The following is an 11817-nucleotide window of genomic DNA, read 5'->3' on the forward strand; positions in this document are numbered from 1 at the left end:
ATAAATCTCCATCTGTAAAATGCATTGCCGATTTAATAGTGGTTAAAAGAATTTAAATCGATTGGAGCCGGGTGAAAACGGATCAAAGAATTCCAGTGCCCATAAAGCCATTTAAAATGGCATGAATTGATTTACTCCAGCTCAACGCATTGGAATTGAAATTTATCCAGAAAATCAATTATCTGCTTTGCAGCGACTTCCGTACTGGAAACCCTTAAAATATTATCGCAGTCTTCCAGATCAAAATTCCATTGCGAATTTGGAATAAAGCTGTTCAGATGCATTTTAAGAGCTTGAACTTCTTCACTGGTCTCTACAGTTGTTTTAAATACATAAATCATAACCTCCCGTTTTCCTTTTACAGTCCTTTCTTTCCTTCCAGCCAGTAGCCGTGGGATATGATCTTTGCTGAAGTCTGGCTTTTCAGCACTTTGCGGAAAATCTGAACCGATTTGGCATTCCCCGTTAAAATAAAATTGGCGCCATTCCAATGCTGGGTCTGCATAATCGGAAGGGACCTGATCCAATCTTCATTCTTAAACGATCCGTTTTTTGGAAATACGCTCAGCCGCATAAGCCAACGCAGCGGTGGGCCTGAACCCGGTTGAAAAACCGTGCATTAGCCGCAAAAAGAAAAAACCGAAAACAGATCCAAATACAGGATACAAAAAAGCGCAGATCAGACAGACTGCCGAACCGACAGCCATCATAGGGACGCGGCCGAGCATGTCGGCCAACTTGCCGCTGAAAGGCCTGGATATAGCGGCAGTCAGCGTAAACAGCGATACAATCAGCCCTTTGTATTCAGCTCCCCCTAAACTGCTCAAATAGGAAGGCAGTTCGGGTATAATCATCGTAAAACTTGAAGCAAAAAACAAGGAGCTCAGACAGAGCATGGCAAACTGATGCGAATAAATTGCTTTTTTTGTGGCGGGCATTAAAACTGTTTTACGGAAACTTTACAAAAGCCAATCAAGGCCTGCATATTAGATTCAGTTTCACGCAATAGGTTTAACGGCGCATTAACTTTTTTTTTAAACAATATGCAATGCCGGGCCCAATCGAGCTTCAAACCAGAGGCAGCTTAAACTTTTCTCGTGCATTACCCCTAAGAAAAAGTCAAATGCAGCAAACTGCCGCCAGCACATCATTGAAAAGCAGGCCAGCCGCCAGGCAGACCGCCTTGCCGGCATCGGTAAACAAATCGGTTATGGCAAGCTGTTTCGGGGTAACGCCGAAATGTTTTCTAAATGACGAAATAAAATGCGAGACGTTCTTATATCCAAGCAGGGCAGAAACTTCATTTACAGCACTCTCCTGCATCAGAAGCTTTCTGGCGTGCTCCATTCGCAGCTCAGTAATATAAGAATGCATGGTCTGGCGGTAAACTTCCTTAAAACCGCTTTTAAGTTTAAATTCGTTTAAAAGCACGGTTCTTGAAACCTGTTTAATGGTTGGATTCTTTTTGTAATTTTTTTCAAGAAATATTCTTGCATGCTCGATCTTAGTATAATCAGTGGCCTTCATTCCGGAAGGGACAACTTTTTCAAGTTTAAAAATATGCGAGATCAGAAAAAGCTCTTTAAGTTTCGATAAAAGATAATAATGCCCCAATGCGCCTTTATGGGCATTGTGGACTATCGAATTTAGTATCTCAACAATATTGTAGTTCATAGGAACCCTAAAACTCCCAAAATCCAAATACTTTCCGGCTTTGACCTGCTTATAGAAATGATCCTTCTTAATCCAGTTCTCATTCTCCAGAAGCCCCAAGTAAAACTTCCTGGAGAGAAATATTCTGGTGTAGTGAAGCGGCTCCTCTTCTGCGGACATTTCCATTTCCACGTCATGATCGCGGAGATAAGCGTATGACAGAGAACCGGGGGTGAGTTTCGTGTGTTCGTCGGCCCCCTTCTTCAGCACTTTGTAGCTGCCGCTTGCCAGCAGCGAAATATGGATGTAATCATCATTAATTTTAATGATATCCGTGCACTTATAAGCCAGTTCGTAATTGCATCTCAACAGACAGAATCCGTCGGTGTAATAGACAAAATACCTCCCGTCAAGAAAGTCGTAATTTACAATTTCTTCCTTTTTCTCATTTAAGTCAGGCGCTTCGGTATAATGGTCAAGAAGATTAATATGTAAAAATTCTTTATCAACTTCTTTTATCCTCACATTTATAAACATAATAAAGATTTAATGATTTATTCCCTGCAGAGATGGATTAGGTTCAAATGCCACTTTTTCCGAAAAGGAATGTTTGGCTAATTAATGCATTTTTTTTATAAAATGGACCTTAAGTGCGCCTGCGCTAATCCTGAAAGATAGCGCTGCAAAACCAAAAAACATGCGCTACCCCGCTAAAAAAAAGCACTTTAAGCGTCAGAAACACAATTTTAGGCGCTTAATTTAATCCAGTTTTTGGTATTTAAAATACCGATTTGGTTACGGCTATTGCACACTACCTAGATACTTTTGCAAAGTTATTTATAATAATTCTAATTAAAAATAATTTTTTTTTTTATCTATTTATAATCCATTTATGAACCAGCAATACTTTTTTATACTCCTATTTCTTTCGCTTTCATCCAGTGCATTTTCCCAGGAAAGGCATGCTTCTTTATACGGCCGCGTTTCTGCAAAAGAAGAAACGATTCCCGGTGCACATGTTCAAATCTCCGACTCCAATCTATTCACACAAACCGGCGCCGACGGAACCTATAGAATCGAACTGCAGCCCGGACATTATAAAATACTCTTTACGGCTGCCGGCTTTAAAAGCCAAACCGTTGAAGTTGATTTAAAAGATAATACGCCAAGAGAACTAAATATAAAACTGGCTCCAAGCAGCCCTATAGACCTTAAGGAAGTTTCCGTTAGAAGCAAATCGGCAATTGAACAGGTCAAGGAATCCCCTTTTAACGTAGTGGCACTGGATGCGAAATCAAAATACAACACTACCCTGGATTTGGGCCATCTGCTGGCTAAAGCCTCGGGCGTCAAAATCCGTGAATCGGGAGGTGTCGGAGGGGATATGAACATTACCTTAAACGGCTTTACCGGCCGCAATGTGAAAATTTTCATGGACGGCGTGCCCATGCAGGGAAACAGCTCTTCCTTCCAGCTGAATAATATTCCGGTTTCGCTCGCTGAGCGCATTGAAGTCTACAAAGGGGTGGTTCCTGTGGAATTTGGAGGCGATGCTATAGGCGGGGCAATCAACATTGTGACCAACCGCTCCACCAATACTTTTTTGGACGCGTCATATTCTTACGGTTCATTTAATACCCACAGATCAAACATTATTGTAGGCCATACCACTCCAAAAGGCTTCTCCTTCCAGCTTAATGCCTACCAAACGTACTCCGATAACGATTATAAGATCAAAAGCAGACTTATTACCAATGGACAATATTCGAGGGAAACCTATGAGTTCAGGCGTTTCCATGCCGCTTACCATAATGAGACCGTTGTCGCTAAGGCAGGAGTGGTGAACAAATCGTGGGCGGACCGCTTTTTTATAGGGGCAGCAATAAGCCAGGACCATCAGGAAGTGCAGAACGCGCCGGCCAACATTGAATTCGTATACGGCGAAGTGGAAACCAGCAGAAAAGGCTTCCAGCCAAACCTGGAATACTACAAAAGGGATCTTTTCTTTAAAGGGCTGACTGCAAGAGTATCTGCCAACTACAATATAAACAGCAATAAAAGCATTGACACCTCCAGCTATAAATACAACTGGCTTGGCGAAAAAGCGATGGCGGTCAGCAAAGGAGAGCGCGGCACCTCCGCTTTATCGGAGTACGATAACGAGAACTATTCTGCAATGGCCAATATCAGCTACGAGATCAGCCCCTCGCACTCTTTCACGATCAACGATGTCCAGACCGGTTCTAAACGCTATTCCACTTCCACGGCGCCTTTGGAGCTTGTCACAGAATTTGAGAAGCTGCGCCGTTTAAGCTATAAGAATGTCCTGGGCGTTTCCTACCGCTTCCGCCAGCTCAATAAATGGAATGTCAACGTCTTTGCCAAAAACTATTTCCAAAAAGTTATCGGACCTTACAATGCCGCCGATGAAGCGCATCCGGAATGGCAGGAACGCGATGAGAGCTACAATACGACGGGCTACGGAATCGCTTCGACCTATTTTTGGAAATACTTCCAATTCAAGGCATCTATGGAACGCGCGTACAGGCTGCCATCCGATAATGAACTTTTTGGAGACGAGAATGCAGAAGTCGGAAACTCATCTCTTGTTGCCGAAAACTCAATGAACTACAATTTGGGATTTACCATCAATAAGGAGTTCCAAAATACGGATGCCCTTTATGTTGATGCAAACGGATATTTCAGGGATACGGACGATTTCATTAAAAGGGAAATTCTGGTGAGAACCGGAACGCTGACCTCTGTCAATTTTGGAAGCACGCGCAATCTGGGCGTGGATCTGGAAGCCAGATATTACTTCAGGAATATAGCGATGATCGGCGGAACATTCACCGCAATGCATCTTTATGACAATGAAAAATTCAGAGGTTCTGAAGGCACTGTATTGAACAGCCACTATAAAGACCGCATGCCCAATATACCTTATCAGTTCGGCAATCTTGATGCTGCATACTACATCCACAATATTGGAAAAAAAGAGTCTGGGAATGTACTTAATCTTGAATACAGCCTGAATTACGTGGACCAGTTTTATCTGAACTGGGAAAGCCTGGGCGGCACCGACAAATATGAACTTCCAACCCAGCTGTCTCATGATTTCAGCGCAACCTACAGCATGAAACGCGGCAAATATAATTTTTCACTTGAGGTAAAAAATATAACCGACGAGGAATTGGCCGACAACTTTGGGATGATGAAACCCGGCCGCGCATTTTACGGCAAAATCAGAATCTATCTGATGCATCGCGGAAGACACCACAGAAGAGAACAGAATAATAATTAAAATTTTTAACACTAAATAACTATGAATCGATTACTAAAAAACAAATCACTGCTAGCAGCTTTTGCCATGCTGGCTCTTGCGTCCTGTTCAAACGACAATAACAGCGGAGACACCGATCCGGTAGACAGTACTGCAAAAGACAAATACTTTCTGGCAGGAACATCATCAGACGGAACCACCACCTTTACCTACACCATGGCGGTAAATGACCTGGCGAAAGACACTCTGATCAGCACCAACTATCCGGGCACGATTGAAAATATCGGCAGCTACACCCAATGGGGCTACAGCGGCACCAAAGCGCTTTTTGCCATCAGCTACCAGCAGGGCAATCCTGCGCCGGGTTCTGTTTTCCAATTGAGCTCAAGCGGCGCATTGAAGAAAATTGATGATTTTGTGCTTGACAAAGGTTTCAACAGCATCGGAAGTTTCAGCAATTATCTGGTGGCTGCCGCCAACGGCGAAACCCTTACAGGGGCAAATGACGGAAAAAAAGGGTCTGTCTTCTATTCTTTTGATTTGAACAACAACAATGCAATCACCCAGTACGGCACTTTAACGGAAGGCTTTGTCGGAGGAGATCAGATTGGAAGTTTTGTCGGTATTGCCGATGCAGGAAACAATACTTTTTTCACGGCTGTTAATCTAGCGGTGGGGCCAAGCGCAAGACCTGTAAATCCAGACAGCATCTACGTTGCCAAAATGGATGCCCAGGCAAAACTGGTGCGCCTTTACAAAGATGACCGTTTGAGCGCTTCCGGAGGACAGTTCCGCTCTGCACGCTACGGTCAGATCGCAAATGACTCTGACGGCAACACTTATGTTTTCTCGACAGGCTATGGCGCAACGACTAAAAAAAGCGGCGCTTTGCTGATCAGAAAAGATGCTGCTGCATTTGATGACTCTTACTATTTCAACATCGAAGAAGCGTCTGGAGGCTATAAACTGCGTAAAGTATGGAACATTACATCTGACTATTTCCTTTTGGAGATGTATAATACTGCCGGAGTTGTTACTTCTACAGTTGCCGCAACGCAGTATGCCGTTGTCCGCATGAGCACCAAAGATTTCAAATGGGTAAGAGAAGGATTCCCGGCTGTCTCAGAACTTACAAGTACAGGCTGGCCGTTTACGGCAGACGGAAAAGCTTATATTTCTGCTGTCACTCCAAACACAAATCCAACGGTTTATGTAATTGACCCTCTAACGGCAACAGCTAAAAAAGGCATCTCCATTTCCGGCGTTTCGGCAATTCCTGGTATGGGCAAGCTGAGCCCTCAAAGCGATATTAACTAGTGCGCAGCGAAAAAGCTAATACCGGCTAAAGACGACAGCCAATATCCAAAAATTAAATTAAAAACAAGACAGCAGCCCTGAAGAAATGCCCGATAAGCGATCTGAAGGGCTGTTGCGAAAGAAATAACCTAATGAAAAAAATATTTTTCTTAGCCGCTGCAATAGCTTCAATTGCCTTTGCAAACGCGCAAAAATCAAAAATAAAGATTCTTGATAGAGAATTCTGGAAAGCAAGCCCCGATTTAACGGCTGTTAAGGCGGAGCTGAACGGCTATAATTTTGCAGATGCCAAAAATGGAGATGACCCTTTAAGTCTGGCAATCGGAAATGATGCTTCAATAGAAGTGGTCAAATATCTGGCAGATCAGCCTGGAATTGATTTCCAGAGGAATATCCGCGAAGGCAGAACTTACCTGCATGCAGCAGCCGCAAAACCAAACGCAGAGGCAGTAGACTATCTGCTGCAGAAAGGTGCAGACATGAACTTTTTATGCCATCACGATCAGACTGCCCTAACCTTTGCCGGTTTCAGCGGAACTGTAAACCTTGCGGTAATCAAAGCTTTTGAGAAACACGGACTGGATCTAAAAAAGACGTATCCGGCTAAAAACGATGCCAATATCCTTTTATTGGCAGTGGGTGCAGATGCCAATTTCGAAATCACTGATTATTTGATGTCTAAAGGCATTTCCATTCAATCCGTAGACAGCAAGGGAAACAATGCTTTTGATTATGCGGTTAAATACGGAAATGTCAGTGTTCTGAAAAAACTGGTTGAAAAAGGGGTCAAATATTCGGATCAGGATTTGCTCTTTGCCGCTCAGGGCGCTTTCCGCAAGGCCAATAAAATCGATGTTTTCAAATACCTGGTGGAGGACCTGAAAATTAAGCCAGATGTAACAAGCGCGTCGGGTGAAAATGTGCTGCACTACATTGCGGCAAAAAACAATCAGGATGATATAATTGCCTATTTCATCAGTAAAGGTGTAAATATCAATCAGGAAAATAAAGAAGGAAATACCCCTTTTATGAATGCTGCCGGCGGTAAAAGTTTTGAAATAGTCGGACTTATGCTTCCTAAAGTAAAAAACATAAACGCTGTAAATACAAAAGGGGAATCTGCCTTAACCAATGCTGTAAAAAGCGGCTCTCCAAAATCAGTTGACCTACTTCTGAGCAAAGGAGCGGACGCAAAAATCAAAGACAAGCAGGGAAATGATCTGGCTTATCACCTGGTGGAATCCTATCGTCCTGCCCGCGGTGGTTTTGGAGGCGGGAATGCCGAAGAAAACAAAAAGCAGGATGACTTCGGAGACAAGATAAAATCGCTTCAGAAAAGCGGCTTAAATTTTAATGCTCCCCAAAAAGACGGCGGCACCTTATACCATGTGGCCATAGCCAAAAATGATGTGGAACTGTTCAAAAAACTATCTCCATTAAAAATTGACGTAAATGCCAAAAATAAAGAAGGTTTGACCGTGCTGCACCGCGCCGCTATGGTTTCGAGAAATGACGAAATCTTAAAATATCTCATTTCAATAGGGGCAAAAAAAGAGATCACCTCTGAGTTTAATGAAACGGCGTACACTCTGGCAAAGGAAAATGACCTGCTGACCAAAAACAATATCGGAATTGATTTTTTAAAATAATACCATGAGACAATTATTTCAAAACTGTTTCTTTGCAATGCTGTGCCTGATCTGTTCGGGCGCGGCGGCGCAAAGCACAAAATTCAAGTGCATGCTGCAGATGTCCAACTATATGGGCGAAGGCGCCTACATTGCTGTTTCTCTTGTCAACGCGGAGGGGCAATATGAAAAAACACTTTATGTGATGGGTGAAGATAAAAAATGGCACAAATCATTAAAAGAATGGAATAAATTTCACGCCGCCCACAAATCAGACGACATAAGCGCGAAAACAGGCGCCTCTGTAACAGGAGGAGACCGCAGTACAGCAACAATTGAAATCGAAAACTCTAAAATAAACAAAGGATACAAACTGCGTTTTGAATCTGCTGTGGAAGACCAGAAATATTACGTAAATGATCTTGAAATTCCGCTTACAAGTGCCGGAATCACAGAAAAAAATGAAGGGAAAGGCTACATCAAATATGTTAGATTGATTAAAATATGATCCTCTTTCAGAAGTCATAAAACAGCTGTTTCTATAAACTCTGGCTGCCTTATTTTTGGATTCCAAGCCAATTCAGGGCAGCCATTGTTTACCCAAAAAAGCGCAAAGCCAATTTAATAAATCCGATATCCTTTGGCAGCACTTTCCACAAATATACATTTAAAGAAAAGCAATCGATGAACACCAAACTGCAGCAGCTGCGCATCCAAAAACAGATACTGCAGGAAGATATGGCAGATCTTCTGGGCGTCAAACAGTCCACCTACAGCCGAAAGGAAAGAGGGCAGATATATATAATGATGCGCGAATGGGAGCTAATGGCCCGCCTGATGGATGTTGAAATAGAGGATATATACCAGGATAACGATCATTCATTTATCTCAGGCAGAATTAAAAACAGTTTTCTCAGCATACCGGAAATGGTCCTTGAGGACCTTGAATATCTGAAGAAAGAAAATAGCAGATTAAAAAAAATAATAAACCAGCTCCGCAGAGAAAAAAGAAAAAGCAGTGAAGATTGAAATTCAATAATACTGCCGGACAGCTGTTTTTATTTCAGACAGCTTTAAAAATATTGAAATGTTGCGACTTGGCGGGACAATTACTTTTGCAAACTTAAAAAATTCTCATCGGACCCTGCAAAGCTCATGCATTAAACCGCTTTTAAATTTTAACTTAATTGGTGCACAAGGTTCTACCCAAATAAATAAAAAGCAGGAATTTCAACAATCCCCGCTTTAAACAACTAAATTAAAATCAACATGAACCTATCTAATAATTTCTAATAATTTTAGTGGAAAAGGTATCATTACTGCCTGCCGGCGGTGACGCAAAACCTTTTGTGTATATAGTATATATCCTTCCCGGTCTCAATTCAACGTCCATATCCTTATAAAGGGATTCTCCAGTGTCTGATTTTGTGAAACTAAAATTATAAAAGCCGCTCGAAACCTCTACAAAGCCAGTGCTTTCCTTAAATGATAATCCTTCAGCAAAGCCTCTAGTTTCACTTTTTACATTGACATCTCCCGAGTCAGGCGACAGATTTATAAATCGTACCACGGCATTGTTCAGTGCGGGATACCTCAGCAGATCAGAGTAGCTGACCAGTTCAATATTATCAAAAGTATTTACGGCAAAAACGCTGAAGTGATCTCCTGCCCTTAAATTGATTTCAGTTTGGGCCAAGACATCTCCTTGATTATTTTTTACAGTAAAAATTCTATTACCTGTATAAAAATTATAATAGCCAAAGGTATTTGTATAATCTAAAGGCGAAGAATTTATTTGATTTTCATCCGAAAAAAAATCCAGCCCTCCGGAGTTAGGACTTGCATTGGTAATAGTTCCATATGCAGTATCAGGATAATTGTAATAGTAATATTCATCAGATTCGCAGGAGATGAAACTGAAAGCAGCTAAAGCAGACAGCAGGGATTTAAAAAAAATATTTTTCATGATTCAATTTTTATAAAAGGTTAAACAAAAATATTACGGAATAACAACAATAGGGGCTACAACCGGTGCAGGTCTGGTAACTATCACTCTGGCAGGCACTACCCTTACGACTTTTGGCCTGACCACAACGGGCTGGACAGCTGGCTCCGGAGCAACCACTACGGTTCTCCTGACTACACAAGATGTAAAAAAAAGCATCAATAGACTTAATAACATCAATTTTTCTAAATCTTTAAACTTCATAATTTATATAATTTATTTTCAGGCAAATCTATTGATTAGCTTAATCTGAGAAGGGTAAAACTTTTGCGAAACGGGCAAATTTCCATTTAAGACAGGCACTTCCGTGTCAGGGAAATAGGTAATTAATTACCTTCACCCCCTAAAGAAATCTTGTGATTAGAAAAGATTGTAGGAGATGCCAATCTGCCCTGTAAATCCTCTGCTTTTTATTTCCTGCAAAGGCTTTTCTTTTTTATTCAGAGCAATTGTAAAGATGCTCCAGGAACCATCTGAACTCTCATCGTAGATCTCATATCGCTGGATCAGCCCCACACCGCCTGCAAGATTAAGCTGCCAGGATTTGGAAAATTTATATTCGAACTTGGCAAGGGCAGCACAGTCGGTAATTTTTATAAAATTATTTTCAGCTTCATTTTCAGTTAATCTGTAACTGCTGTTTTCCAGCGCCAATTCAATCCCTGCACTTATTTTAGCGCTGAATTGGTAAAGGAGTTTTTCTTTTATTGGAAGGCGTCCTGTCAATCTCCATTTTTCGCCTATTTTCCAGTCAATGTTCATAAATGGGACTATCTGGTTCCCAAAAAACTGCCTGGCATAAAAGAAACCGAAACCCGTTTTAAATTCCTCACTGTACTTTATGTCATAATTGATTCCAAATCCATATTGAAAATCCCGGCTGTGGGCTTTTTTAAAATCAGAAAACAGTCCAAATCTTGCTATTAAGGCAATGCTATTCTTATCCGATATTTTCCTGTTATAAAGCAGCAGCAGCGATGCACCCTGCAGAGGGCCTGAATAGTATTCCGGAAAACTGCTCAAAGTGACATGCCTGTAATCGACCGACGCCATAAAAATATTACCGTCATTATAATACAGGGGAACGCGGAATTTTGCATTAAGCATACCGCTTTGCGATGTGGTGTCGTTGTATTTCAGCTTTGCAGTGCTGTAGTTTATATCTATCAGCTCTTTATCCTGGGCAATACAATTCCCTGCCGCTGTTATCAGCAGCAGAAATACTATTTTTTTCAGCATGTTTTTACAAGGAGATTATTTTACCGTCCTGCATTTCAATGATTCGATCGCTTTTTGCTGCAAAATCATTATCATGAGTAACCGTTATTATTGTTTTTTTATGTTCGATGGCAAGTTCTTTGAAAATATCAAATACGACAGCTGTATTTTTGCTGTCAAGGTTTCCTGTAGGCTCATCCCCCATTATGATGGACGGCTCATTAATAAGAGCCCTTGCAATTGCAACGCGCTGCTGCTGTCCGCCAGATACTTTCGAAGCTGATTTTAATGCCTGATGATCCATACCGAGCATTTTCAGCTTTTCATAGGCATTGTATTCTATTTCCTCTTTGGACAATATGCCCAAACGCAACGCTGGAATCATTACGTTTCTAAGGCAGCTGAAATCAGGCAGCAGGTAATGGAACTGAAATACAAACCCAAGGTTTTCGTTGCGGAATGCCGCCAGACTATTTTGATTCCTGCCGGTAATTTTCTCCCCATTCAAATCTAGAGTCCCTTCATAATCCGTATCCATAGTAGAAAGAATATATAAAAGAGTCGATTTTCCGCTTCCAGATTTACCGATGATCGATACGAACTCTCCTCTATGAATTTCAAAACTTACCTCTTTGAGCACTTTGAATTTATCAGGCTCGGTAAAGTATTTGCTGATATTTTCAGCTCTTAATGCAATATTCATTTGATTGTGC

At 41.5% G+C, this 11817-nt stretch carries 10 protein-coding genes and 1 pseudogene; 5 read left to right on the plus strand and 6 right to left on the minus strand.

Annotated features, from left to right (window positions below; all coding sequences use genetic code 11):
* Positions 1 to 131: 131 nt before the first annotated feature.
* From HNP35_RS23785 to HNP35_RS10780, 3 genes and pseudogenes are all read right to left on the minus strand, one after another.
* Positions 132 to 527: a hypothetical protein gene (locus tag HNP35_RS23785; protein WP_246453464.1), complete on the minus strand. Its 396-nt coding sequence runs from the start codon at positions 525 to 527 to the stop codon at positions 132 to 134.
* An 18-nt stretch (positions 528 to 545) separates the two neighbouring features.
* A pseudogene (locus tag HNP35_RS10775) lies at positions 546 to 938 on the minus strand (MFS transporter); the annotation flags it as partial.
* Between the two features lie 181 nt (positions 939 to 1119).
* On the minus strand, positions 1120 to 2190 hold the full coding sequence (locus HNP35_RS10780; RefSeq protein ID WP_184161354.1) for a helix-turn-helix transcriptional regulator: 1071 nt from the start codon (positions 2188 to 2190) through the stop codon (positions 1120 to 1122).
* Between the two features lie 355 nt (positions 2191 to 2545).
* On the opposite strand from HNP35_RS10780, the gene HNP35_RS10785 reads away from it, so the two are divergent.
* The 5 genes from HNP35_RS10785 (at position 2546) to HNP35_RS10805 (ending at position 8910) form a co-directional block, all read left to right on the plus strand.
* Positions 2546 to 4957 carry a TonB-dependent receptor gene (locus tag HNP35_RS10785; protein ID WP_184161357.1) on the plus strand — a complete coding sequence of 804 codons (2412 nt, stop codon included), beginning with the start codon at positions 2546 to 2548 and terminating at the stop codon, positions 4955 to 4957.
* A 21-nt stretch (positions 4958 to 4978) separates the two neighbouring features.
* On the plus strand, positions 4979 to 6253 hold the full coding sequence (locus HNP35_RS10790; protein WP_184161360.1) for a DUF4374 domain-containing protein: 1275 nt from the start codon (positions 4979 to 4981) through the stop codon (positions 6251 to 6253).
* 131 nt (positions 6254 to 6384) lie between these two features.
* Positions 6385 to 7902 (plus strand): ankyrin repeat domain-containing protein, encoded by a 1518-nt coding sequence (locus HNP35_RS10795; protein WP_184161363.1) that lies wholly within the window; start codon positions 6385 to 6387, stop codon positions 7900 to 7902.
* Positions 7903 to 7906: 4 nt separating this feature from the next.
* Positions 7907 to 8389 carry a DUF2271 domain-containing protein gene (locus tag HNP35_RS10800; protein ID WP_184161366.1) on the plus strand — a complete coding sequence of 161 codons (483 nt, stop codon included), beginning with the start codon at positions 7907 to 7909 and terminating at the stop codon, positions 8387 to 8389.
* A 176-nt stretch (positions 8390 to 8565) separates the two neighbouring features.
* Positions 8566 to 8910 (plus strand): helix-turn-helix transcriptional regulator, encoded by a 345-nt coding sequence (locus HNP35_RS10805; protein WP_184161369.1) that lies wholly within the window; start codon positions 8566 to 8568, stop codon positions 8908 to 8910.
* A 250-nt stretch (positions 8911 to 9160) separates the two neighbouring features.
* Here the strand turns inward: HNP35_RS10805 and HNP35_RS10810 are convergent, their stop codons facing one another.
* From HNP35_RS10810 to HNP35_RS10820, 3 genes are all read right to left on the minus strand, one after another.
* Positions 9161 to 9847, minus strand: a complete 687-nt coding sequence (locus HNP35_RS10810; protein WP_184161373.1) for a DUF4397 domain-containing protein — start codon at positions 9845 to 9847, stop codon at positions 9161 to 9163.
* 399 nt (positions 9848 to 10246) lie between these two features.
* On the minus strand, positions 10247 to 11125 hold the full coding sequence (locus HNP35_RS10815; RefSeq protein WP_184161375.1) for a DUF6268 family outer membrane beta-barrel protein: 879 nt from the start codon (positions 11123 to 11125) through the stop codon (positions 10247 to 10249).
* 4 nt (positions 11126 to 11129) lie between these two features.
* Complete coding sequence (locus tag HNP35_RS10820) at positions 11130 to 11807, minus strand: ABC transporter ATP-binding protein (RefSeq protein ID WP_184161378.1); 678 nt, start codon at positions 11805 to 11807, stop codon at positions 11130 to 11132.
* Positions 11808 to 11817: the final 10 nt, after the last annotated feature.

Source organism: Flavobacterium notoginsengisoli, from assembly GCF_014207905.1.
Classification (GTDB): Bacteria; Bacteroidota; Bacteroidia; order Flavobacteriales; family Flavobacteriaceae; genus Flavobacterium; species Flavobacterium notoginsengisoli_A.

Coding starts and splice junctions, on each gene's coding strand:
- HNP35_RS10790 (WP_184161360.1), top strand. CDS start 4,979: ATGAATCGATTACTAAAAAACAAATCACTGCTAGCAGCTTTTGCCATG.
- HNP35_RS10780 (WP_184161354.1), bottom strand. CDS start 2,190: ATGTTTATAAATGTGAGGATAAAAGAAGTTGATAAAGAATTTTTACAT.
- HNP35_RS10815 (WP_184161375.1), bottom strand. CDS start 11,125: ATGCTGAAAAAAATAGTATTTCTGCTGCTGATAACAGCGGCAGGGAAT.
- HNP35_RS10800 (WP_184161366.1), top strand. CDS start 7,907: ATGAGACAATTATTTCAAAACTGTTTCTTTGCAATGCTGTGCCTGATC.
- HNP35_RS10805 (WP_184161369.1), top strand. CDS start 8,566: ATGAACACCAAACTGCAGCAGCTGCGCATCCAAAAACAGATACTGCAG.
- HNP35_RS10785 (WP_184161357.1), top strand. CDS start 2,546: ATGAACCAGCAATACTTTTTTATACTCCTATTTCTTTCGCTTTCATCC.
- HNP35_RS10795 (WP_184161363.1), top strand. CDS start 6,385: ATGAAAAAAATATTTTTCTTAGCCGCTGCAATAGCTTCAATTGCCTTT.
- HNP35_RS10810 (WP_184161373.1), bottom strand. CDS start 9,847: ATGAAAAATATTTTTTTTAAATCCCTGCTGTCTGCTTTAGCTGCTTTC.
- HNP35_RS10820 (WP_184161378.1), bottom strand. CDS start 11,807: ATGAATATTGCATTAAGAGCTGAAAATATCAGCAAATACTTTACCGAG.